Here is a 25,451-nt window from a genome sequence, read left to right as displayed (position 1 = left end):
TTTAAAATACAATGCTGAAAATGAAAAAATATTTATACTCGTTAATAGTTTGTGTAGCACTTGCCTTAAGTGCTTGCCAAGACCTTGACCGTGAATTTGTAACGACTATCGGACGAAATGAAATAGAACAATCTTTTGGTAATGTCCAATCCCTATTAAATGCCATTTATGCTGATATTCCAGATGGTACTTTATACATTGGAGGTTCAGCAATGATGGCTTCGGCTACGGATGAATCTGAATTTACTAGCGAAACGAATGCCATACAAAGCTTTAATACGGGTAGCTGGAATGCTATTAATAATCCAGATTTAGTATGGGGTAATTATTATAGAGGTATTCGTAAAGTAAATCAGTTTTTATTATCAACCGATAAAATAAACCTTGATCCTTGGAAACTAGACCCCTCGGCATCTGCTCAGGCAGTTTATACCACCAATCTTGCGGCCATTAAGCGTTGGACTTATGAAGCTAGATTCTTGCGTGCTTACTTTTATTTCGAATTGGTAAAGCGTTATGGAGGAGTACCTATTTTAAATAATGCCCTTGATTTGGATGCAGACTTTTCTAAAATAAAGCGTAATAGTTTAAATGAATGTATCCAGTTTATTGTGTCGGAATGTGATTCTGCGGCATCTAAATTACCTTTAAATGCTTCTACTTTACCTTATGTAGCAGCCAATGATTTGGGAAGAGTAACAAAATTAACTGCCTTGGCATTAAAAAGTAGGGTGTTATTATATGCAGCCAGCGATTTATTCAATAATCCATCATGGGCGGGCGGTTATCCAAACCCTGAATTAATTTCACTCCCTGCTGGCGACCGTGCTGCTCGTTGGAAAACAGCTTCGGATGCTGCCAAAGCTGTAATAGATGCAGGTTCATTGCCTACTTTAGGTGCTTATAAGTCTCTGTTCAATACATTTAACAATGGGGAAATTATTTTTACCAGAAGTACGGCGGCAGGGAATCAATTTGAAAAAAATAATTCCCCTATTGGTTATAACTTGGGGCAGAGTGGCAACACGCCTTCTCAAGACTTAGTGGATGCTTATGAAGTAAAAGTAAATGCGACAACAGCCGTTAAGTTCAACTGGAACGATCCTGCTATGGCTGCGAATCCATATGCTAACCGTGACCCACGTTTAGGCTTTTCGATAGTGACAAACAATACTGCTTTTGGTACGCCGAGTAGAAACGTACAATTATGGCCAGGTGGGCTAGATGCCAAACCCATTGTTAATGCGTCTAAAACAGGGTATTATTTGCGTAAGTATCAGATAGAAAGTTTGAACTTACTGAATGGTAATACAGGGGTACATAGCTGGATTATTTTCCGTTATCCAGAGATTTACCTGAATTATGCCGAGGCCTTAAATGAATGGAGTCCGGGGAATGCTGACATTAAAAAATATGTAGATATCGTTCGGACTAGAACGGGAGTAGCCATGCCTCCAGTACCTGCTAATTTATCACAAGTAGACATGAGAGAGAAAATCCGTAATGAAAAAAGAGTGGAATTCGCTTTTGAAGACCACCGTTTTTGGGATGTTCGCAGATGGTTACAAGGACCTGAGTATTTTGGTAAACCATTAATGGGAGTGAATGTAAAACGTAATGCTGACAATACATTTTCATATACGCCCGTAAAGGTTGAAGATAGGGTTTTTACTCCAAAAATGTATTTGTATCCTATTCCTCAAAGCGACTTGAATATTTCTAAAGAATTGATTCAGAATCCTCTTTGGTAAATATAACGCAATCATAATAAACCCTCCTGCAATAACCCTACCACTATCATAAAGAAAAATTGCGAGAGTTATTAAATTAATAAACTCGCAATTTTATCTATTTTATTGGGAAAGTTTTTTAGAAACATTAAAATCAGAGAATTATAAAAATAACATTAAAAGTATTGAAGTAAGCCGATGAAAAAATTAGTATTAACTATTGTATTACTGCTTTCTGTAGGTATAACGATGTATGCGCAAGTTTGGCATGTGTCGGGGGATGGGAATGATTCCAATGATGGGAAGTCGCCCGAAAAGGCTTTTCGTTCTTTACAAAAAGTAGCAAATTTAGTACAACCAGGCGATGTTGTTTTGATTGGAAATGGTATTTATTCCAATGCTGATAAGTCTAATGGAAGTGCCGTGCTCTCCATCACAAAATCTGGGAAACCCAATGCTTGGATTACTTGGAAAGCCCGAACAGGGCATAAACCTGAAATCCGTCCTATGGGTTGGGCGGGAATTCAAGTGTCAGGGTCTTATCATATTATTGAAGGTATCACGGTAAAAGGAAGTAATGATTCAATCGTATTAGCACATGCACAGGAAGATGCTAAGAAAGTAACGCCTAACCCCTCTTTCAATACGAACGGCATTTTTGTAAATGGTAGAAATAATAGCCCAGACCAAAAACCACACCATGTTATCATTCGTAATTCAGAGGTTAGTAAATGTCCGGGAGGTGGAATTACTGCGATAGAAGCAGACTATATTACTATTGAAGACTGTAAAGTATTTGATAATGCATGGTTTATGCGATATGGAGGTTCGGGCATTACAACTTTAAATAACTGGGCTTATGATGATGCTCCGGGTTATCATATCATTATTCAACGAAACTATGTATGGAATAATAAAACAATGGTGCCTTGGGAAAAAATTGGAAAGCTGAGTGATGGAAATGGAATATTGCTAGATGTTACCGATCAGTCGGATGCACAAGGAGCAACAAATCCGAATGCTGATGCCGTTATTAAAACGAATAATACTCAAAATACGATAACAGAGAACAAAACACCAGAGAAACCAAAACGCCCCGAATGGAAAGGAAGAGCACTGATTGCGAATAATTTAAGTGCCTATAATGGAGGTTCGGGGATTCATACTTTCAGGACAAAGCATGTAGATATTATCAATAATACGACCTATTGGAATGGACAAACAGTGGGCTATCAGGAATTATTTCCTAATCGTTCAGAAGATGTCGTTATTCTTAATAATATTATTGTTCCTAGACCAGCAGGTAAAGTAACGTCAAATAACAGAAATACGAATATACGTTGGGATTATAATTTGTATCCGATAGAACAAAATGCTATTGCTGGTCCGAATGATATTGTAGCTAACCCGAAATTTATTAATGTACAATTGAACCCAACCCAAGGAAATTTTAATATTCTTAAAAATAGTCCTGCTGTAACATCAGGCACTACAGAACTTATTCAAGCGAAAGATATTACGGGCAAAGCTCGCAAAATTGGCAAAGGTATCACTAGAGGTGCTTTTGAAATAAAATAGGATTATTAATCAAGCAAAAATATAGTGCATTATGGTATTTTATGTGCGATGTTCACTCTCAAGATTTTACCTTAAAACTGAATAGACAATAAGCAATTATCAGATTAAAGATGTTTAATTGCTATTAGTTAAATCACCTGTATTTACGATCATAAATTTTGGATATTACCGAAAACGTGTAAAATGAACAGAAAAGAATTTATCAAATTAGGTTCATTAACCTCTGTTGCTTTTTTTGCAACTTATTCGGGTGTTAACGCTACAATAGATATTCTTCCTTCTAAAGCTGCTCATCCTCTTGCAATTACCATGTGGGATTTTAGTTGGCTCGAAAGAAGATGGGCAGGCGGTGGATATGAAGATTGGGACAAAATATTAGATGAACTAGTTGAAAGAGGATACAATGCGGTTAGGATAGATGCTTACCCACATCTTCTTGGGGCTAGTCCTGATAAAGAATGGACATTAAAGCCAGTTTGGGATCAAAATGATTGGGGAAGTCCGGGGCTGATAAAAGTTAAAATACGACCCGCATTAATAGAATTTATTGCAAAATGCGCTAAAAGAAATATTAAAGTCGCTTTATCTACATGGTACCGAGAGGATGAGGATAATACACGGATGCAAATAGATTCGCCAGAGAAAATGGCTGCTAACTGGTTAAAAGTATTGGACATAATTGACGCTGAAAAGTTGCTAGATGCTATTCTTTATGTGGATATGTGCAACGAATGGCCTGCAAAAATATGGACACCCTATTTTAAAGCCGAGCGAAAAAATCATGATTGGAGTATTCCTAGCTCTGTAGCGTGGATGAAAACTTCACTATCTATTATGCGCAAAAATTATCCGCAGTTGCCTTTTACTTTTTCATTTGACCATTATGAGAAAGGTATTTTAAAGAATAATCCAATCCCTTATCTTGATTTTATTGAGCAACATCTCTGGATGGCGAGTTTGCAAAATGGAGAGTTTAATAACAAATTGGGTATAGACTGGGATGGTTTTTCTACTGGAGATTATAAAAAGCTAGTTGCAAAGGCAGAAACCATATACACCCAAGATAAAGCATACTGGGATGATATTTTGGTAAGTAGTATTAAACAACTTGCTGATGATGCCAAGGCTGCGGGTCAACCGCTTATCACTACCGAAAGCTGGGCTTTGGTGAATTATAAAGACTATCCAATGTTAAACTGGCATTGGATAAAAGAACTATGTGAATTAGGTGTACGTAAAGCTGCTGAAACGCAGCAATGGGTCGCAATTGCCACGAGTAATTTCTGTGGACCTCAGTTTAAAGGGATGTGGAATGATATAGCGTGGCATCAAAGATTGACATCCATGATTAAAAAATCTAAAATTTCTGATGATTTGAAAGATAAAAAAATAGTCCTTCGATTAAACAATTGATGAATTTCCCATAGTTTATTGTTCGGGTATCTCATAAAATAGAAACCCATTTTTTTGACGTTCTGCACCTATTTTTATTAAATAATATTTCCAACAAATTTTAAAATATCACTATTATGTCAAACAGACGAGACTTTATAAAACAATCAACTTTGGCTACGGCTGGGGTACTTACTTCTTCAAGCCTTTTTGCTTATCATGGAAAGCCGAATGATAAAGTAGTAATAGGTGTGATGGGCACAAACAGTCGTGGGCTTTTCTTAGCTAAAACGTTTGCGAACTTACCAAATGTTGAAGTTGGATATATCTGTGATACAGATGCGAATGTTTTAGCAAAAACAATCGCTGAAATAGAGAAAATCTCTGGTAAAAAACCGCAAGGGTTTACAGATATTCGTAAAATGCTTGAGAAAAAAGACTTTGACGGCTTGGCAATCGCTGCACCAGACCACTGGCACACGCCAGCAGCCATCATGGGTTTGCAGGCTGGAAAAAATATCTATGTTGAAAAGCCATGTAGCCATAATCCAAGAGAAGGAGAATTATTGGTTGAGGCGACGAACAAGTATAAAAAATTTGTGCAGATGGGTAGCCAAAGACGTACATTTAGCAATGTGAAAGACATGATTGCTAAATTGCATGGAGGTGCTATCGGGAGAGTATATTTTGCACGTGGGTGGTATGTAAATAGTCGTAAATCAATAGGGAAGGGCGTAGTGGCAAAAGTACCAGACCATTTAAACTATGATTTATGGCAAGGACCTGCTCCACGTAGAGCATACAAGGATAATTTAATACATTATAACTGGCATTGGTTTTGGAACTGGGGAACAGGCGAGGCCCTTAATAATGGCACACATGAATTAGATGTAATTCGTTGGGGCTTAGGAGTTGACTATCCAACTAAAGTTATTTCTAGTGGTGGAAGATTCCATTTTACAGATGATTGGGAAACGCCAGATACTCAGACAATTACTTTTAATTTTGGCAATAATACCGCCTGTACTTGGGAAGGACGTAGCTCTAATGGATACAATTCTGAAGGCAGTGGAAGAGGCGTAATTTTTTATGGAGACAATGGCACAATCGTCTATCCAGGAAGTAATAGCTACAAAATATTTGATGCCGCTAATAAATTAGTATCTGAAGTAAAAGATGATACTCCTTTTGACCCTAAAAATGCAGTCAGTCCGACAGAATTATTAGATGGTTTACACCTTCAAAATTTCTGCGACACTATTCGTGGGAAAGAGCAATTGAATGCTCCAATCTTAGAAGGACACAAATCTACGTTGTTGCCACAATTGGGAAATATTGCTTATCGAGTAGGCAGAACACTCAATTGTGACCCTACAAATGGTCATATCTTGAACGATAAAGATGCTAATAAACTTTGGGCTAGAGAATACGAAAAGGGCTGGGAAGTAAAGGTATAATTAAATTAAGTTTTCAAGAAGAAACTACCCCAAGAGCAGATAGTTCTTCTTCTATTTCAAGCTAACTTGAAATAGAAGATTTCATTAATCGTAATTATTGCATAAAATATAATACGCTATTTTTGAATATTTCAGAGATAGCGTATTTTTATTATAAGGCTTTGATGAAGTAGCACTTAACAATTATTGAAGAATGTACTTACACAAACTTCAATACACATTGCCATCTTTTAGTCTTTTAATGAATCATAGCTTCTTTATTTACGCTAAACCAACAATATTAAAATAAATATTAAGCAGATTCAAACTATGAAAAAAAACATATTTTTTGTTGTATCATTGGTTCTTCTCATGTCCATTCCGAAGACGTTCATTGCTAGAACACCCATAATTAGGCAAGCCGATGTAATTATTTATGGAGGTACTTCTGCTGCAATAATTGCTGCGGTACAGGTCAAGAAAATGGGCAAATCGGTTATCGTTGTGTCGCCTGATATACATTTAGGAGGTTTGTCGTCTGGAGGTTTAGGATTTACCGATACAGGTAACAAGGAAGTAATAGCTGGTTTAGCACGTGAATTTTACCAACGTTTGTATCAACACTATCAAAATAATAATGCTTGGAAATGGCAAAAGAGAGAAGAATATGGCAATAAAGGGCAAGGAACACCCGCTATTGATGGTGCTAACCGAACCATGTGGATATTTGAGCCACATGCTGCCGAGAAAATATTTGAAGATTTAGTAAAAGAAAACAAACTGATTGTTTATCGGAATGAATGGTTAAATCGTTCACCAACAAGTATAATAAAAAGCTCTGGAGGTATTCGTTCTTTTCGTACCCTAAGCGGAAAAGTTTATCAGGGAAAAATGTTTATTGATGCTACTTACGAAGGCGACCTAATGGCATTAGCAGGAGTAAAGTATCATATTGGTCGTGAAGCTAATAGTGTTTACGGTGAAAAATGGAATGGTGTTCAACCAGAAGTTTTTCAGCACGGTCATCATTTTAAAACGAAGATTAGTCCCTATAAAGTCGCAAATAACCCAAATAGTGGACTTTTACCAGAAATTTCTTCTGAACCAATAGCTGTATATGGTTCTGGTGATAATAAGATTCAGGCTTATTGTTTCAGAATGTGTTTGAGCAGTAATCCAGAGAATAGAATCCCTTTTACAAAACCAGAGGGGTATAACCCTGCACGATATGAATTATTGGCAAGAGTTTTTGCTACAGGTTGGCGTGAAACCTTTGATAAATTTGACCTGATTCCTAATCGCAAAACGGATACTAATAATCATGGACCTTTTAGTACGGATTACATCGGCAAAAATTATGATTATCCAGAAGCAACTTATGAACGACGCAGACAAATAATCAAGGAACATGAATTATATCAAAAAGGCTTAATGTATTTTTTGCAAAATGATGAAAGTGTACCTACTGATGTACGACAAAACATGCAAGAATGGGGTTTACCTAAAGATGAATTTAAAGATAATGGCAATTGGCCTCATCAGCTCTATATCCGTGAGGCAAGAAGGATGATTGGGGAATTTGTGATGAAAGAAGCGGATGCCTTAGGAAAAACACAAGTGCCTAATCCAATCGGAATGGGCTCGTATGCCTTGGATGCTCATAATGCCCAACGCTATATAACAAAAGATGGCTTTGTACAAAACGAAGGAGACATAGGCGTACATCCCGACAAGCCTTACGCTATTGCTTATGGTTCTATCTTACCAAAAGAACAAGAATGCAACAATCTATTAGTGCCTGTTTGTTTATCAAGTAGCCATATTGCTTACGGTTCAATCAGGATGGAACCTGTTTTTATGATTTTGGGTCAATCAGCAGCAACGGCAGCAGTGCTTGCTATCATTGATAAAACGTCTCCTCAACAGTTATCCTATCATAAACTAAAAGCCGTTCTGCTAAAGGATAAACAAAGATTAGAATGGTAAAACCTGATTAAGTTATCGTAAAACTAATTTAGAAATATAGTTAAAAAATAAACGGGAAAAATCATATACACCAGTGTTTCATAGTCAGATTAAGATAAACAATATCAAAATTGAACTATGAAATATACATTTAAACTAATGCTATGGAGTATGTTGTTATTCAGTACTTCGCTTTTTGGCTGTGATCAAAAAGAGGTTGCTGATGTAGTTATAAAACCTACTGGGCCAGTAGTAGCTTCTTTTAAAGGCTATTATGTTTCTGACGAATTAGGGTCAGATGCTAACAGTGGCTTATCTATTTCTGCTCCGTTGAAAACAATTGGAGCGGGACAAAATTTAGCTTCTCCTGGCGATACCATTTTTATCATGAATGGTAATTATATTCCTGCTGCTACTATCCAATTGAATAAATCAGGAACGGCTGATAAATATATTACTTACAAAGCTTATGCTAATCATAAACCTAAGTTTTTCTTTTCTGGGAGTATCTGGAACGCCATTACCATCAACGGTTCTTATATTGTATTAGAAGGAATTGAGCTTCAAGGAAATAATCAAAACCTTACTTATGCTGATGCTTTAGCATCGTATAATGATAAATTGGCGGGCGGTACTAATAATAATTTATATGCTATCTATAATACGAATGGGATAAGCATAGGAGGACCCAATACTGACACTAAATTTCCTCATCATGTTATTATACGCAACTGCAAAATTCATGATTTTCCGGGGGGTGGACTTAGCTCTATTCAAGCAGATTATACAACGTTTGAAGGCAATACTGTGTATAATAATGCATGGTATATGATGTATGGAGGTAGTGGTATCAGTATTCTAACGCCTTTTGACAGCGATGCTAACACAGGGTATAAAAACATTATACGCAACAATATTTGTTACAACAACCGAACAACTATTCCTTGGATTAGTCAACAACGATTAAGCGATGGGAATGGTATCATTATCGACGTAAACCTACGTCCTTATAACTCAACTGCTACAGACAAACCTTATAAAGGGCGAACACTGGTTGAAAATAATATAAGCTATAATAACGGTGGTTCTGGAATTCATGCTTTTGATGCGGCTCATATTGATATTATCAATAACACAGCCTACAACAATGCGCAAATTATGGAGACGTATGCTGATATTTATGCAAATACCTGTAATGATGTAAAAATCATGAATAACATTATTTATACAAAGCCCAACGGAAACTGCAATTCGAACAATAAAAACACCAATGTTACTTACGACTACAATGTATATTTTGTAGGTAAAGTAGCTGTAAAAGGACCTAACGATAAGGTGATGGATCCAATGTTTGTCAACCTTTCTACCAATCCAAGTATTGCAAACTTTTCTTTGAAAAGTGGAAGCCCAGCCATTGATGGGGGAACTCAAAGCATTTTTGCACCCAAAGATATTAAAGGAGTAAGCCGTCCAAAAGGTGGAACTGTTGATTGTGGTGCTTATGAAGTGCAATAGTACAAAATGTAAATAAGCATATAATTTGTTAATATGCTTTAAGGATAATTTTTATGAAACGCAGAAAATTTATCGAGCAAGCGGGGCTATTTTCAACAGGGTTGTTCTTTACCTCTTTTATTTCGACGGTAATAAAAAAGGCTAATCCAACCATATTATTGGTTTCGGGCTGGCAAGATGTAAATATTGGAGACATTGGACATACACCGGGACTTCTACATATTTTAGAAACCTTTATTCCAAAGGCAACAGTTATTTTATGGAAAAGAAGCAATAGTGAACAGGTGAAGGAGTTGCTCAACAAGAACTTTCCGAAAGTAAAAATTATCTATGGGGATGTAAATAAAGATAAAGGTGTAGATAATCCTGAAATTATAGAGGCTTTCAAAAAAGCTGATTTAATGATTCACGGTTCGGGGCCACTTTTAGTAGGAGCAGATAACTTGGCAAGTTGGATGAAAAATACGACCAAACCTTTTGGAGTATTTGGTACAACGCTTGAAAACCTGAGCCAATATCACCAAAGTATTTTACAGAAAGCATCATTCATTTATACAAGAGAAACTAAGTCAATCGAACAATTGAAAAAAGTTGGTATCACTGGAAATCACGTACAATTTGCTCCTGATGCTACTTTCTTTATCAATATTCGTGATGATAAAAAGGGTTTTACTTTCTTAAAAGCAAATGGATTAGAAGCTAAAAAGTTTATCTGTGCCGTTCCACGATTACGATATACACCCTATCATAAACTTAACCCCAACAACAACGGTTGGAGTACTGAAAAAATAAAAGAAGTAGAAAGTATCAACGAAAAATATAAAGAAGTTGATCATGCAAAGCTTCGAGAAGCAATGATTGCTTGGGTAAGGGAAACAGGAAACAAAGTGCTTGTATGTCCTGAAATGACTTATGCAGTAGAACTGATGGATGAATTGCTCATTAATCCATTACCCGAAGATGTAAAACCATTTATCGTAAAAAGGGGTTATTGGCTTCCAGATGAAGCCGCCTCAATTTATGAAAAAGCACATAGCGTTTTAAGTTTGGAATGTCATTCACCTATTATAGCTGCTGCCAACGGAACACCATGCTTTTATTTGCGTCAGCCCGAAGATACCATCAAGGGTCAAATGTATTACGATTTAGGTTTCAACGATTGGGTTTTTGAAATAGATAATACAACAGGTAAACAAATTGCCGACCGCCTGCGAGAAGTTTGGCAAGATTATGAAAGAGCCAAAGTAAAACTAAAAACAAGTCTGGATAAAGTTGCTATAATTTATGAAAGCCGTACAGATGATTTGAAAACAATACTTAATGAAAAGTATAAATAGCAAAATGTTTTTTAGCTTAAAACGCCATGAATAAACTCGCTATTGGTATAGATGTAGGAGGTACTCGAACTAAAATTGGCTTGGTTGATTTGACACTAGGGCAGGTAATAGAAAAAACGATTTTCCGTACTGAAACTAAAGATGCAGGAAGATTTGAACAAATGCTTGCTGAGGCAATTGATAGGTGTAAATCAAGAGCAAGTGATATGAATGCACAATTAGTTGGTATTGGTATTGGCGTTTCAAGTTTTGTGTTTGATAATGGTGTAGTGGACTCTACCTATGGTTTTATGGACTTTATGGAAAACTATCCACTAGCAAACAATATTGAAGAAAGACATCATTTACCTTGTAAGGTAGATAACGATGCTCGACTAGTAACTTTAGGAGAAGCTTTATTTGGAAAAGGGAAAGACTTTGAAAGAGTGTTGGTACTTACTTTAGGTACAGGCTTAGGTTTAGGATTTACTATCAACGGAAAATTGGATGGTAAACTGCCTTACGGACACATGGGTGGGCACATTAGTATTATTCAAAACGAGGTAACTTGTTATTGTGGCAAAATTGGTTGTCTGGAATCATTGGTGTCGGCTACGGGAATAATTAATACCGCTAAGCGATTGAATTGGCATCAAAAATACCCTGATGCTGTTTTTACGGTAGAAAGTATTTTTAAAGCTAGTCAAAGGGATAATGTGGAAGCCAAGCAAATAGTCGACGCTTTTCTTTTTCATTTAAAAATGGGCGTTTCAAATTATATCAACTTGTATGCACCCGATACCATTATTCTAGGAGGTGGCGTAGCTAAAGGACTAAAGCCTTATTTATCACTTTTGCAACACGAAATATTATTAGGGCCTTATAAAAAATACAAAACAAATATTCAGATTTCTGAACTTGAAGAGCATTCGGGAATTCTAGGAAGTGCGGCTCTATTTTACGGAATATGAAAAACAAATATTGGATTTACTACTCAATGGCAGCCGCTCTTTTTTGGGGAGTATGGGGTGTGGTGGCAAAGCTTATTTCAGAAGATGTAAATCCTTTTGCAAATCATGTTTTGTTTACCATCGGTATGCTTTTGACACTTCCTTTAGTGGTGAATAAAATCCGAAAAGAAAAGCCTAATACCAAAGGCATTATTTGGGGGCTTGTCTCGGGAATATTGGCAGTAATTGGTAATGTGGCTGTTTTTCAAGCCTTTTCAGAAGGAGGTTTAGCAGCTATTGTTATACCTCTCACTAATTTATACCCACTCGTTACGATTCTGATAGCCATTTTGATTTTCAAAGAAAAACTGAACATAATCAATGGCATAGGTATTCTATTGGCTATTCCTGCGGTAATTATGCTTTCTGGACAAACCTTAATCTTCGAGGACCCTGCTACTTTTTTTAAAAATTTAGGATTGAATACTTGGATATTATTTTCGTTAATCGCCCTCTTTTTCTGGGGTGTTTTTAGTGCATCACAAAAACTAACTACTAATTATATATCTGCTGAATGGGCATACACCGCTTTTATATGTTCAAGTATTATTTTATCACTATTATTTATTGTTTCGGGAAAGGTGTATTTCACATTTTCTCGAAACACTTTTTTGTTAGGGTCGTTCTCAGGTATGTTGAACGGACTAGGCGTTTTATGCAGTTTTGCTGCTTATAAAGCTGAAGGTAAAGCCTCTCAAGTAACTACGATAGCAGGGGCTTTACAACCCGTTTTTACCATTGTCTTAGCAATCGCTTTTTTGGCAGAGCGTATTTCTTATATAGAAATTATTGGTATTGCTATCGCCATTGTAGCGGCTTTGGCATTATCTCAAGAAAATAAAAATAGCCCTGATGGCTCAACCTTGCTTGTATGAATAAAATGTACGCTGAAATACTTGAAATCCCTGAAAGAGCTTTGGCATTATTAGCAAGCCCAACACAGCCTTTGCCCCTAAAAGTACCTTATTTGGGCATGGGGTCTTCTTATTTTGCACCACTGGCTTTTAAATACATGGGGATTGATATTTATCCTGAAATTGCTTCAGAGTATTTTAATTATTTGTCACCTCAATCGAAAAAGCCATTAGCAGTAATTCTCTCACAGTCAGGAAAAAGTAGTGAAGCGATTTGGTGTACACATCTTTTTGAAAAATACTTTGCTATTTCTAACTATCCCGAAAACGAGTTAAGTAATGCAAAAAATGTAGCAGAAATAGTATTGATGCAAGCTGGTGAAGAGCATTATTCTTCTTCCAAAACATTTGTTAATACACTGTTGGTCTTGTTCAAAGGCTTTGGCTATCATCCTAAAGATGCTGTGACATTACTAGTTGGCAAAATGAAAAGGTATGAGGAGCTTGGACAAAGCTTGGCAGAGAAGGTTTTCGAGATATTACAACAACATACAATCCATGGAATATATATCACAGGCAGTGGCCCTAATATTGCCACGGCTTTAGAAGCAGCACTGATTTTGAGCGAGAGTACCAAGCTAAATTTTCATGGTTTACCAATGGCTCAATACGACCATGGGCCTAAAGAAACGGCTCAAAATAGTATTGTCATTCAAATTTTAGCCAGAGGAAAATCTTATGATAGAGCCTTAGCTTTAACCGAAAAAATAGAAAACGCTGGCGGTATCGTCTTTAAGGTAGAAGAACCAGTAGTGGAAGAACATTTTTCTATTTTACACAATATTATTCCTTTCAATTTTATGGCATATTATCTATCGCAAAAGTTGGGGATTGAGGAGATTTTTGCAGTGGGAGGAAAAATTACAGAAGTAATAGATTAGTTGAGATTGGAATAAGCAATTACACATTTTTGACAATTGACTGCAAAATAAAGCTTAATGTTTATTGATACTTACATGAAATATATAGTGTTAGTTTTTATCATTATTGGCTCTTTTTATAACATTGAGGCACAAACAGCCGTCAAGCGATTGTACATTGCCAATGACGACCACACTGACTATATGTGGACGGCAGATGAAGCTAAATATGATTCCTCTTTTGTGAAAATGTTAGATTTTTACCTAAATCAGGTAGATTCTACTAAAAATAATGCACCCGATTTTCAGGCAAGATTCAATTGTGATGGTAGTTATTGGTTAAGAGCCTATCAAAAATTTCGTTCACCTACTCAGTTTAATCGTTTGATAGATGCTATTAAATCAGGACATATCAGTAGCCCTTATAATAGTCTAGTAAGTACTTATGGTGCCCAACCAACTGAGGCTGTGCTGAGAGGAATGTACTATGCAGGTAGTTTAGAACGAGCTTATAACCTGCGATTTACGTTGGCACAAGCCATGGAAAATAATACTATTCCACTGGGGTTGAGTTCCCTTTGGGCAGGGTCGGGAGTAAAATATAGTTATAAAGGCATTGGTGGATACGGTAGCCAAATGACGTACGAATACCGAGCCAACAGAAGAAAACAGTTGTATCATTACACTGGATTGGATGGCACAAGTGTTTTGACAAAATGGTATGATTATAATGAAAAAAAGTATGCTCCTTTTGGAGGATATGCTGAATGTCGAATGTATCCTAATAAAAGACTTGTTAGTCAGACAGTTGAGATTGAACAGGTGATTGATAAATTGGATAAATATACTAATAATCCTCACTATCCTTTTAGCATTGCAGCTGCTTTTGGCTATGGTTGGGACGACCTCTCTAATTTTATCTCACAACCTTTTATAGAAGCCGCACAACATAAAACGACGGATACACGTAAAGTAAGGGTATCTAATGAGACAGATTTTTTTGAAGATATTGCTAAAACCTATCCTAATTTACCATCAGAATCGCTGAGTTATGGGAATGAATGGGACATTTATTGTGCTTCTATGAACGAGACCACTGCTAAAGTTCGTCGCTCGGTTGAGAAATTACGTACTGCCGAAGCATTAGCGTCTATTGTTTCTTTAAAGGACAAACACTTTGCAATGTCTTTAGAGAATGCCAAAAAACAGGCTTGGGAAGCATTGGGTTTTTATTGGGAACATAACTGGACGGCTGATGGCCCAGTTAAACGTAATATTCGAGCAGAGTGGCAAATTAAATTACAAACTCACGTGAGTAGTTATGTTGATTCATTGTTTCAATTGGCTTCTGAAGCATTGGGTAAGCAAATGAAGCAATTGACCAATGTTAGATATTATGTTTTTAATCCTTTGAGCTGGACAAGAAATGATGTTGCCGACTTTGAATATAAGGGTAAATACCCTGTGAAAGTGATAGATTTAACCACGAATCAAGAGGTTGCTAATCAGTTGATTCATAAAAACGGGAAACAATATCTCCGCATTCAAGCAGATAATGTACCTTCAGTAGGCTATAAAGTGTTTGAAATCAGACCTGAAAAAGGTAAAACCTTTCCAAACAAGGTAAAGGCTTCTGGTAATTATATTAGTAATCCATTTTATAAAATAAAAGTAAGTCCATCGGGCGCTATTACCGAATTGTATGATATTGTTGCTAAAAACAAACAAGTTGTTTTAGATGGAAAGTATTTGAATCTTTTAGAGAATAATATTTCAGCACAAGAGGGAACAATAACTATAGAAAATGCTGGTCCTGTTTCTGTTACCTTAAAAGCTGTTGCTCAAAAACCTATTCTACATACCGTAAGCATTACACTTTTTGCAAACAATTCGAGAATACAAATTGAAGATAGTATTCAGGCAAATTTTGGTGATGTAAAAACTTGGGACTTTGCCTTTAACTTAAAAAAACAAACTACTCGTCACGAAGAATTAGGAGCCATTATTACCGCTAAAAAAGAAACGAGAGGTGGGCATTATGCTGCCCAAAACGCTCGTTTAGATTGGCAAACCTTCAATCACTTTGTTGATATGAGTGAATCTAATTATGGTATCACATTATCTAATCAAGATTGTAGTTTTTTTAAATTAGGAGAAAGTACCGTTGACTCGCTTTGGGAGGATTCTTCAGAATTACATGCCTTAGCAGGCGGACAAGTAGATAAAAAAAGAGAAGATGGAGGGATGATGGGTATTTTTAAACAAAATGGTCAGCAATCATTTTACTATAATTTTGCATTGACTACCCATCAAAATGCTTTTAACCCAACTACTGCGATGAAGTTTGCTTTGGAACACCAAAACCCATTAGTTGCTGGAAAGATTGAAGGAAATGATGTTGAAAAAAGTGCGAATATATTTTCCCTTCTATCCATTAATGACCCTAATGTATTGCTCTGGTCTTTAAAGCCATCTGAAGAGGGTATTGAAAATGGCTTGATAACTCGTTTTTGGAATTTCAATAGTAGACCTGTTAGTCCAGTGGTGAAACTTTTTAAACCTATCCGTACTGCGTGGCAAACTACACATGTGGAAACCAATGAACAACAATTAACACCCAACAAAGGAATGCTGAAAGCGAATTTTAATCAATATCAGTTAAAGACGTATAGACTAGTATTGAATGAATAAGATAGTTTTTAAACAGTCAACGTATGTTGTACATCGTTAGATAAAATTAAAGAATATTACGAAATTTAAAATTGATTATAAATAAAATGAATAAGTATAAATGGTTTTTTTGTTTAATCACTTTATTGCTAAGCAGAACAAGCTTTGCACAAAACTATAATATCTTAGATTTTGGCGCAAAAACTGATACTACTTTCCTCAATACTCAAGCGATTCAATCGGCCATAAATAAATGCCATAGTCAGGGTGGCGGAGAAGTAGTTGTTCCAGCAGGCAAGTATATTACAGGGACTATTTTTCTGAAATCTAATGTATATCTAAAGCTTTCGGCAGGAGCAATCTTACAGGGAAGTTATCATCCTACAGATTATCCAGCCCATAATATTTTATCCGCTAAAAAGTTTGGGACTATCACGCATGATGGTATTTATGTAGAATCGATGAAAGCCTTAGTGATAGCCGATAATGCACAGCATGTAGGAATAATAGGAGAAGGAACCCTAAAAGGAGCAGGAGATGGGGCGACTTTTCAATTAGGATTAAACAAAGACGGAAAACCTAAAAATATCTTTTTTATCTCTTGCAAAGATGTAGTATTGAAAGACGTTGACATTCTTAATTCAGCTCAGGTAACTATTTCAATTTCTGGTTGTGAAAGGGTTTTAGTAGATGGGATTTATGTAAGAAGTTTAGTAAACTGGAATTGCGACGGTATTGATATTGATGCAAAAGATGTGGTAGTTAATAATGTTATTATTGATTCAGAAGATGATGCGCTTTGTTTTAAAAGTGAATACTTAGATAAATTCTGTGAGAATATTACTGTTAGCAATTGCGTACTTGCTTCATTGTGTAATGGACTTAAACTAGGAACAGGTTCTCGTACAGGCTTTAGAAATATCACTGTAAATAATTGTGTGATTAAAAAGAGCTCGTTCAATGGCTATAGGCATTGGAAAATGACCCCAGAAATTGTGCATAATCCTGATATTCAGAGTGTGAATACAGGCATTGTTATTTTGGTTGTTGATGGAGGAGTGATGGAAAATATCCATTTTTCAAATATCGTAATGACGGATGTCCTTTCTCCTTTTTTCATCAGGGTAGGCAAGCGATTTATGAATCCTGAAAATAAGCCGTCATTCATGAAAAACATCAGTATCAGTAATGTAAGAGCCGAAACCAGAAGTGTGATACCATCAATTATTGCAGGATTAGAAGACAGTCCTGTTGAAGTTATCAAGCTATCTAATATACATATTACTGTCCCGATAGGTGTTGAAAACGATTTGCTAAGAACTTTTCCGACAAGCCCTACTGAAGACTTAAAAGGTTATCCTGAAAACAGACTTACGTTTGGTACTAAGCTACCAGCCAGTGCATTTTATATAAAGCATGCTAGAGGGATAACAATGACCGATGTTTCTGTTACTTACCTTGCCAATGATGCTCGTCCCGCTTTTTACCTTGATGATGTGGAGAATATAAAATTAAGGAGTGTTTTCATCAATGAAAAAAAGCTAGTGGATAATAAAAAGATAGTGGTAAAAGACAAAAGTCAGGACGTCAGAGTAATTGATTGAAAACCCTAAAGCTGATATGTTCACTAATTGTCGATAATTCAAATACCAATAAATAAACTGTTTAACCTGAATGAAAATGAATATCAAACTTTTACTTTCTTCTTTTTTAATAATGCTGTTTGTTAGCACGAATAGTTTGTTAGCCCAGACAAAAGCTAACAAAAATAATCTTCCAAATATAGCATCTAATAAAGGTTTTTTAGATTTGGTAGATTTAGGGTTTTCGCCAACAGCAACAGGAATAAACAACGTAAAGGTATTACAAGCGGCTTTGGATAAGGGCGGAACAATCATTGTAAGCAAACCAGGGAAATACAAACTTTCGGGTACCGCGTATATTGGCGATAATACATCGCTTGTATTTGGCAATGGTGTAATCTTAGAAAAGTCAGATGAAAATGGTCGTTTTACACACGTTTTTCTAAATAAAGGAGCTCTTACCAGAACCTATAATTACAACATTACGATTACAGGACTTAACTTAAATGTAAATGGTGTTGATAAACCAATCGACATGATTTATGGCTTGAGAGGACACGTCGCTTTCTTTTATGTAAAAGATTTGAAAATAGAACGCTTCCGTATCTCAGGACTTATCAACGGGCAGTTTGCTGTACATGTATGTACTTTTGAGGATTTGTTAATTGATGATGGTATCATAAAAGGGAAAAAAGACGGCATCCATTTAGGTGGGGGTAAGCGATTTAAAATTAGTAATTGTGTTTTTCAAACAGGTGATGATGCTATCGCCTTAGTGCCAGGCGACTGGGTAAGTGCCAATCCAGAATTTGGTAATTTAGAAGATGGTATCATCGAAAACTGTTCTGATATTCCAGATGATTATCTGGAAGGCGGATTCGCTAAAATTGTAGCCTCTGCTTGGGTAGATTGGCATCCTAATATTGAGGTAAAGCATGGAGATGCCGTCGTATCAAATGGAAAAATTTATCGGGTTGTGGCCAATCTTGATAATAAAGTCTATAAATCTGTAACGCAACCGACCTTTGATAAAGGCATGGCGGTATTAGATAGCATTAACTGGTTAATGTTTCAAACTGATACTATTCATACGGCTGTGGTGCGCAATGTAATATTCAGAGATATTAATCTGCATAGTGTCCGTGTTCCTTTTCAGTTGATGAGCTACAGTAATAAATGGGCACATTCGTATTATCCAGGAGCTAGGCTTCCCATTCAAGGAGATATAACACTTGACAACGTGAATGTATTGTCTCCTCATAAAAGGGCTCTTATTTCTATTACTACACCCTGTGATATAATAACGATTAAAAATAGTACTTTAAAAGCCAATAGCATAGATTTTGGTCATGCCAAAGACTACGACAAATATCCTGATACACATATTAATATCTCTAATTGCGTATTCAAAAGTGCGGGTAATCTAACGTTGATAAACAATAATAGTCCAAGGAAGGAAATATATTTAAAAACGTCTGGAAATATGGCCATTGAAAAAGATTTTTCAGCTAGTGTGAATCAAGGTGCTGGAAAAATCCATGTAGATTCCGACTTAAAAGGACTGAAAAACAACCCTTAATGAAAAAGATACTTTCTTTCCTACTTAGCTTTTTATTATTAGCTAATAGCTTTGCTCAAACACTTGTTCTATATGCAGTTCCTGAAGAATTTGCTTTAGATTAAGTACTTATCAAACAAATAAGCATAGTACATAATAAAAAGGTGAAGAAATTATTGAAAATTACACAAACTTAGCCTTAAAAACATTAAGACGCTATTGATACCAAAAACCATCATCAGAAAAATATTATGACAATTTGCAAACACATATTTACCTTAATACTAATAGCGATATGTTTTGCGGTGACTGCTCAGCAAACCCAATTGGATAGCAGGACAAAATTTCCTAATCATCCAAGGTTATTGTGCTTGAATGGACAAGAAAAAAGAATAGCTTCTTATATTAAATCAGATGTAGTTTGGGAAAAATTGCATCAAACAATCATTAAAGAATGCGATAGAATAATAGATCAACCAACAGTTCAACCCATAAAAATAGGCAAACGATTACTCGATAAATCTAGGACTTGTTTACAAAGAGTTTTTTATTTGTCGTATGCTTATAGACTTACACATGAAGATAAATATTTGAAAAGAGCTGAAGCTGAGATGTTAGCCGCCGCCGCTTTCCCCGATTGGAATCCCTCACATTTCTTGGATGTTGGCGAAATGACGATGGCTTTAGCAATAGGGTATGATTGGTTACATAACGATTTATCCGAAAACTCACGTACCATTATCAAAGATGCCATTCTGAAAAAAGGTATAGAGCCTTCGTTGGATAGTCGTTATAATGGTTGGTTAAAAGTAACAAACAATTGGAACCAAGTTTGTAATGCAGGCATTGCTTATGGTGCTATCGCTACTTACGAAGACCATCCTGAGTTAAGTGTACAAATCATTAATAGAGCCATTGCATCAATGGCTTTACCGATGCAACAATACGCACCAGACGGTGGGTATCCAGAAGGTTATATGTATTGGGAATACGGCACCTCTTTCAATGTAATGTTTATCAGTGCTTTACAAGAGGCTTTTGGAAGTGATTTCGGACTAGCCTCTAAGGCTGGTTTTTCGCAAACAGCCACATTTTTAGAACATCTTTCTGGTACTACGGGAAAACCATTTAACTATGGAGATTGTGTGAATAGTGCTCAGTTTAGTCCTGCTGTCTTCTGGTTTGCTAATTATAGCAAAGATGCCACAGTATTATGGGAACAAAAATCATTTTTAACGGCTAGCAATATTCCAAAAAGCAGGTTATTACCAGCCACTTTTATTTGGAGTAAAGGAGTTGATTTAAATAGAGTACAAGCCCCTATACAAAATGTATGGGTAGGAAAAGGCGTAAATCAAGTGGCTTTGTTGCGTACATCATGGACAAATCCAAAAGGTATCTTTGTTGGGTTTAAAGCAGGTTCGCCTTCGGCTAGTCACGGACACATGGATGTAGGCTCTTTTGTAATGGATGCCGACGGTGAAAGATGGGCAATGGACTTTGGCATGCAAGACTACGAATCGCTAGAATCAAAAGGAATTGATTTATGGAATATGCAACAAAATTCACAACGGTGGCAGGTATTTCGTTATAATAACCTTGCTCATAATACGATTACTATTAATGGTAAATATCAAGAGGTAAAGGGAAATGCTACCATCAAACAGCATAGTACAAAACCTAATAACCTAAATGCCATTGCAGATTTAACGCCTGTATATGCAAGTAGTGTTAAGCAATTAATACGAGGTGTATCTATTGTCAATCAAAACTATGTAGTAGTCAGAGATGAAATAGAAACACTGGCAGATAGCACCACTTTTCGATGGAGCATGGTAACGCCTGCAACAGTTAAAATTATCGATGATAGCACAGCTGAGCTAAGTTTGAACAACAAGAAAATGATGTTAAAAATTCAAGTGTCCGTTGTTGGAAAACTTAGCACTTGGAGTACTGTTCCTACTACCTCATACGATGCCTCAAATCCCAATACTGTTATTGTTGGCTTTGAAATGAAGCTTCCTCCTAATACTAAAAATGCCTTAAATGTTTTCCTTATTCCTGAAAATGCACAAAATGAGAAGATACCAAACGTAGCAGATTTAGCCTTATGGCCCAAACAGAAAATAAATTAGATTTTAAATCATGAACATGCTCAAAATCAAATACATACTTATTGTTGCGCTCATCCTTAGCTTTGACAATAATATATTTAGCCAAAAACAAAAGGTTTGGCTAGATGCAGATACGGGTAATGAAACAGATGATGTTTATGCTATTGTACAGTTGCTTATGGATAACTCTATTGATTTGGTTGGATTAAGTGCTGCCCATTTTAATAATGCAGATTTAATTGCGTTCGAAAAGTGGAATCAATATCAAACCAAAGGAATCAATACAGTAAATATTTCTCAGCAATTAAACATAGAAATACTACAATTGATGGGCAAAACGAATATTGCTCATCCAATAGGGGCAGATAGGCAGATGGGAAGAGCTTGGGGCAATCAAGAACCACGACCTTCAGAAGCTTCAGCACAAATTATTGCTACAGTAAAACAACTAGCACCTAACGAAAAACTCCATGTTATTTGTTTAGGAGCTTTGACCAATATTGCATCTGCGATCGCCTTGGATAGTTCTATCGCTAAACATATTGAATGTTATCTATTGGGAGCAAAATACAATTATCAGAAAAAATATTGGGATAAAAGTGAATTTAACATCCGAAACGACCTGAATGCATTCGACTATTTATTGAACAATCCCAACGTAGAACTTATCATTATGCCTATTAGCACGGCCCAGCCATTTAGGTTTGAACGAGACGCTTTATATGCAGTATTGACAGATAAAAATCCTGTTTTGAATCATTTAAAACAAAGATGGGAGGAAACAAATCCTGAAAGTACTATCAGAACTTTATGGGATGTAGCGTTAGTATTGGCCTACCAGAAGCCAAAGTTCGTAACCGTTAAAAAAGTATTAACACCCCCAGAAAACACACAACGATTGGTTAAAGTATATACTGAAATGGACGAAAGTAACATTAAACAATATTATTGGAACTCGCTTAAAAGTTTAAAAAAGTAGTATTGCTAAGCACTTATACTAACCATAAATTAATCCGTAGACTCATTTAAATCACAATAATTATGTTCAAGATTAAACATTTATTGGTATTCATTTTATTGATGAATACTGCTGTTCTTTTCGGGCAAAAGAGCAAAACATTGCTTCCTCAAAAACCAGGAATGGTATCTTATACTTTCAGAAATAGCTTTGCCAAAGATGTAGCGGCTACTTTAGATACGTTGAAAAGTTTAGGCATTACCGACATAGAATTTTCAAACCTTTTTGGTAGAAAAGCCAGTGAAATTCGTCAATTGCTAGATGAACGTGGACAAAAATGTTCTTCTTTCGGAGTGAGCTATAATGACGCTCAAAACAAAACTGCTGAGGTAGGACAAAATGCTAAAACACTAGGAGCTAGCTTCGTCAGAGTAGCATGGATTATGCAGAAGCCTCCTTTTACGTTGGCTGATGCTGAAAAAGCGGTAGAAAGTTTTAATAAAATAGGGAAGCAATTACATGATGAGTTCGGACTAACATTTTGCTATCATAATCATGGCTATGAGTTTGAAAAATATGAAGATGGTACTTTGATGGATTATATTATCCAAAAAACAGACCCTAAATATGTAAGCTTTGAGATAGATATTCTTTGGACTTTCTTTCCAGGAGCAGACCCAGCAGCGTTGGTTGCTAAATATCCAAAACGTTTCAAATTGATGCATTTAAAGGATTTAAGAAAAGGTATCGTTGGTAATCTTTCGGGAGGAACGCCAGTAGTTAATGATGTAGCATTAGGTACAGGACAAATCGATATTCCATCGGTACTAAAAGCTGCTCAGAAATCAAGCATTCAACATTTTTATATTGAAGACGAAAGTCCAAGTTATGCTACTCAAGTACCTATCACGATAGCCTACTTAAAAAGCTTAAAGAAGTAAGTAATTAGTAACCCGTTCAAGTGCTTATGGATAGCAAAGGAGTTAAAAAAAACTCTTTTGCTATCCTGTTTGGCCGTGCATTGTGTCTAAACTATTAAATCATTGATAATCATGAAAAAAATATTGACCGCCGTGTTAAATAAAGTCAAGTTGCTGATATTAGTACTAGTGAGTATCATCGCAAATAATACGCATGGACAAAGTAAACAAGGGGTATCGTTATTACCGAACGATAATACATTAATTTTTAGTCCAACTAGCAAAGGGGGAGCTATCCTTGAATTGACAACAGTGAAAGAGCAGTCTTTTAATAAGACTTATCACATTTCTACCGTTAATCAAAATAGCAATGAACGCTTTGTATTGCGTTATAAAATAGATTCTTTGGTACATAAAGGAGACGTTATTTTATTTTCCTTTTATACGCGTTCTCTACAAAGTAAAAAAGAAACAGGGGAATCATTTATAGAAATATCTCTTGACCGCATGGTTGAAGGCAAGTACTCATGGCCACCATTGTTGGAAAGAGGAATTTCATTTGGTTCAAAATGGGCACTTACGCAAATTCCTTTTGTTGCAGGAAAAGAAGTTGCTAAAGGAGAATTAGCCTTGGTAATAAAGTGTGGCAATTTTCCGCAAATATTTGAAATCGGGAATATTTCATTAGTCAATTATAAACAGGCTGTAAAGGTACAAGACTTGCCAAAAACTATCGTACACTATGATGGCGATGAAGCAAATGCTCCGTGGCGAAAAGCTGCTAATGAGCGAATTGAGCGGTATAGGAAGGGCGATTTAAGCGTACAGGTTTTAGACAAAAAAGGGAAACCTATTCCTCGTGTAAAAGTTAGTATTAGCCAAACAAAAAGTGATTTTGCTTGGGGTACAGCTACTGATTCAGCCATTATTCTGGATACCCTTAGTCCCGACGCTCAGAAATACCGTGATACACTGTTGAGGTACTTTAATAAAGTAGTCCTTGAAAATGAAATGAAGTCTAAAAACTGGTATAAGTTTAACTTATCGAAGACACAAAAAGGAGTAAAATGGTTTAAAGACCATCACATTCCTGTAAGAGGACACGTAATGGTGTGGCCATCTTGGCAACATTCACCTCATTTAGCTCATTTGAAAAATGATAAAGAAGCGTTAAGCAATACTATCTTCAAACAAATTGAGGAGCAAACTACTACCATGAAGGATCAATTTACAGAATGGGACGTCGTCAATGAACCTTATGCTCATCATAATATCATGGATTCCTTAGGAGGAAAAAATCTAATGATAGAATGGTTTAAAGCAGCTAGGAAAAACACCCAAGGTGTAAAACTGTTTTTGAATGATTATACGATGTTCCATAGCGAAGGAGCAGGAAGTGAAAGCTTTTATAATTATGTAAAGTTTTTGAAAGAAAATGGCGCGCCTATTGATGCCATTGGCGAGCAAGGGCATATTGGAGGAACACCGCCCGGTATTGAATTTATCATCGCCAAGCTAGACCATTTTTCTGAGTTGGGGTTACCCATTCAAATTTCTGAATTTGATATTACTAGTGATGATGATGACTTTAAAGCACGTTACCTAAAAGATTTTATGACAGCCATTTTTAGCCATCCTTCCACTATTGGAGTAGTACAATGGGGTTTCTGGGAAAAGGCCCACTGGATACCCGCAGGGGCATTATGGGACAAAGATTGGAATGTCCGTCCACACGGGAAAGTATTCACCGAACTGGTAAGCAAAACTTGGCTTACAAATAAAAACGGGAAAACTGACAAAAATGGTGTTTACACCATTAGAGGCTTCAATGGCACTTATAATATCACAGTAGAATATAAAGGACGGAAGGTTCAACAGCAATATTCTCTAAGTAGAAAAGGAGGGGCATTGATAGTTAAAATAGATCAATAA

At 36.2% G+C, this 25,451-nt stretch carries 17 protein-coding genes; all 17 read left to right on the top strand.

Annotated features, from left to right (window positions below):
• The first annotated feature begins 20 nt into the window (after window positions 1-20).
• The 17 genes from AC1RNE_RS21855 to AC1RNE_RS21775 all read left to right on the top strand — a co-directional run bounded on the left by AC1RNE_RS21855 (window position 21) and on the right by AC1RNE_RS21775 (window position 25,451).
• The gene (locus AC1RNE_RS21855) at window positions 21-1,751 is read left to right on the top strand and encodes a RagB/SusD family nutrient uptake outer membrane protein (protein WP_492804170.1); all 1,731 of its coding nucleotides are present in this window, start codon (window positions 21-23) and stop codon (window positions 1,749-1,751) included.
• A gap of 177 nt (window positions 1,752-1,928) precedes the next feature.
• Window positions 1,929-3,308, top strand: coding sequence for a right-handed parallel beta-helix repeat-containing protein (locus tag AC1RNE_RS21850; RefSeq protein WP_492804168.1), 1,380 nt, complete (start codon window positions 1,929-1,931; stop codon window positions 3,306-3,308).
• A 183-nt stretch (window positions 3,309-3,491) separates the two neighbouring features.
• Entirely contained in the window at window positions 3,492-4,721 is a 1,230-nt protein-coding gene (locus AC1RNE_RS21845) for a cellulase-like family protein (protein WP_492804166.1), read from the top strand.
• A gap of 116 nt (window positions 4,722-4,837) precedes the next feature.
• The gene (locus AC1RNE_RS21840; protein WP_492804165.1) at window positions 4,838-6,157 is read left to right on the top strand and encodes a Gfo/Idh/MocA family protein; all 1,320 of its coding nucleotides are present in this window, start codon (window positions 4,838-4,840) and stop codon (window positions 6,155-6,157) included.
• A 351-nt stretch (window positions 6,158-6,508) separates the two neighbouring features.
• Window positions 6,509-8,122, top strand: a complete 1,614-nt coding sequence (locus tag AC1RNE_RS21835; protein ID WP_492804216.1) for an FAD-dependent oxidoreductase — start codon at window positions 6,509-6,511, stop codon at window positions 8,120-8,122.
• Between the two features lie 117 nt (window positions 8,123-8,239).
• Window positions 8,240-9,616 carry a right-handed parallel beta-helix repeat-containing protein gene (locus AC1RNE_RS21830; RefSeq protein ID WP_492804163.1) on the top strand — a complete coding sequence of 459 codons (1,377 nt, stop codon included), beginning with the start codon at window positions 8,240-8,242 and terminating at the stop codon, window positions 9,614-9,616.
• Between the two features lie 53 nt (window positions 9,617-9,669).
• On the top strand, window positions 9,670-10,953 hold the full coding sequence (locus AC1RNE_RS21825; protein WP_492804161.1) for a polysaccharide pyruvyl transferase family protein: 1,284 nt from the start codon (window positions 9,670-9,672) through the stop codon (window positions 10,951-10,953).
• A gap of 26 nt (window positions 10,954-10,979) precedes the next feature.
• A complete protein-coding gene (locus AC1RNE_RS21820) occupies window positions 10,980-11,903 on the top strand; it encodes an ROK family protein (protein WP_492804159.1) in 924 nt (307 codons plus the stop codon).
• Window positions 11,900-12,817 (top strand): EamA family transporter, encoded by a 918-nt coding sequence (locus AC1RNE_RS21815; RefSeq protein WP_492804157.1) that lies wholly within the window; start codon window positions 11,900-11,902, stop codon window positions 12,815-12,817. Before AC1RNE_RS21820 ends, AC1RNE_RS21815 begins: the two co-directional genes overlap by 4 nt.
• Entirely contained in the window at window positions 12,814-13,737 is a 924-nt protein-coding gene (locus AC1RNE_RS21810) for an SIS domain-containing protein (RefSeq protein WP_492804156.1), read from the top strand. Before AC1RNE_RS21815 ends, AC1RNE_RS21810 begins: the two co-directional genes overlap by 4 nt.
• Window positions 13,738-13,812: 75 nt before the next feature.
• Window positions 13,813-16,407, top strand: a complete 2,595-nt coding sequence (locus AC1RNE_RS21805) for a glycosyl hydrolase-related protein (protein WP_492804154.1) — start codon at window positions 13,813-13,815, stop codon at window positions 16,405-16,407.
• An 86-nt stretch (window positions 16,408-16,493) separates the two neighbouring features.
• Window positions 16,494-17,990, top strand: a complete 1,497-nt coding sequence (locus AC1RNE_RS21800) for a glycoside hydrolase family 28 protein (protein ID WP_492804153.1) — start codon at window positions 16,494-16,496, stop codon at window positions 17,988-17,990.
• 76 nt (window positions 17,991-18,066) lie between these two features.
• A complete protein-coding gene (locus AC1RNE_RS21795) occupies window positions 18,067-19,548 on the top strand; it encodes a glycoside hydrolase family protein (protein ID WP_492804152.1) in 1,482 nt (493 codons plus the stop codon).
• A gap of 230 nt (window positions 19,549-19,778) precedes the next feature.
• Window positions 19,779-21,662 carry a heparinase II/III domain-containing protein gene (locus tag AC1RNE_RS21790; RefSeq protein WP_492804150.1) on the top strand — a complete coding sequence of 628 codons (1,884 nt, stop codon included), beginning with the start codon at window positions 19,779-19,781 and terminating at the stop codon, window positions 21,660-21,662.
• Between the two features lie 10 nt (window positions 21,663-21,672).
• A complete protein-coding gene (locus AC1RNE_RS21785) occupies window positions 21,673-22,620 on the top strand; it encodes a nucleoside hydrolase (protein ID WP_492804149.1) in 948 nt (315 codons plus the stop codon).
• 62 nt (window positions 22,621-22,682) lie between these two features.
• A complete protein-coding gene (locus AC1RNE_RS21780) occupies window positions 22,683-23,540 on the top strand; it encodes a sugar phosphate isomerase/epimerase family protein (RefSeq protein ID WP_492804147.1) in 858 nt (285 codons plus the stop codon).
• Window positions 23,541-23,651: 111 nt separating this feature from the next.
• A complete protein-coding gene (locus AC1RNE_RS21775; protein WP_492804145.1) occupies window positions 23,652-25,451 on the top strand; it encodes an endo-1,4-beta-xylanase in 1,800 nt (599 codons plus the stop codon).

Source organism: Arcicella sp. GW822-FHT02H01, assembly GCF_058802005.1.
Note: the sequence above shows the minus strand (reverse complement) of the source record. Positions and strands in the feature narration are given on the sequence as shown.

Coding starts and splice junctions, on each gene's coding strand:
- AC1RNE_RS21825 (WP_492804161.1), top strand. CDS start 9,670: ATGAAACGCAGAAAATTTATCGAGCAAGCGGGGCTATTTTCAACAGGG.
- AC1RNE_RS21840 (WP_492804165.1), top strand. CDS start 4,838: ATGTCAAACAGACGAGACTTTATAAAACAATCAACTTTGGCTACGGCT.
- AC1RNE_RS21775 (WP_492804145.1), top strand. CDS start 23,652: ATGAAAAAAATATTGACCGCCGTGTTAAATAAAGTCAAGTTGCTGATA.
- AC1RNE_RS21845 (WP_492804166.1), top strand. CDS start 3,492: ATGAACAGAAAAGAATTTATCAAATTAGGTTCATTAACCTCTGTTGCT.
- AC1RNE_RS21850 (WP_492804168.1), top strand. CDS start 1,929: ATGAAAAAATTAGTATTAACTATTGTATTACTGCTTTCTGTAGGTATA.
- AC1RNE_RS21785 (WP_492804149.1), top strand. CDS start 21,673: ATGAACATGCTCAAAATCAAATACATACTTATTGTTGCGCTCATCCTT.
- AC1RNE_RS21815 (WP_492804157.1), top strand. CDS start 11,900: ATGAAAAACAAATATTGGATTTACTACTCAATGGCAGCCGCTCTTTTT.
- AC1RNE_RS21810 (WP_492804156.1), top strand. CDS start 12,814: ATGAATAAAATGTACGCTGAAATACTTGAAATCCCTGAAAGAGCTTTG.
- AC1RNE_RS21780 (WP_492804147.1), top strand. CDS start 22,683: ATGTTCAAGATTAAACATTTATTGGTATTCATTTTATTGATGAATACT.
- AC1RNE_RS21855 (WP_492804170.1), top strand. CDS start 21: ATGAAAAAATATTTATACTCGTTAATAGTTTGTGTAGCACTTGCCTTA.
- AC1RNE_RS21795 (WP_492804152.1), top strand. CDS start 18,067: ATGAATATCAAACTTTTACTTTCTTCTTTTTTAATAATGCTGTTTGTT.
- AC1RNE_RS21800 (WP_492804153.1), top strand. CDS start 16,494: ATGAATAAGTATAAATGGTTTTTTTGTTTAATCACTTTATTGCTAAGC.
- AC1RNE_RS21790 (WP_492804150.1), top strand. CDS start 19,779: ATGACAATTTGCAAACACATATTTACCTTAATACTAATAGCGATATGT.
- AC1RNE_RS21835 (WP_492804216.1), top strand. CDS start 6,509: ATGTCCATTCCGAAGACGTTCATTGCTAGAACACCCATAATTAGGCAA.
- AC1RNE_RS21805 (WP_492804154.1), top strand. CDS start 13,813: ATGAAATATATAGTGTTAGTTTTTATCATTATTGGCTCTTTTTATAAC.
- AC1RNE_RS21830 (WP_492804163.1), top strand. CDS start 8,240: ATGAAATATACATTTAAACTAATGCTATGGAGTATGTTGTTATTCAGT.
- AC1RNE_RS21820 (WP_492804159.1), top strand. CDS start 10,980: ATGAATAAACTCGCTATTGGTATAGATGTAGGAGGTACTCGAACTAAA.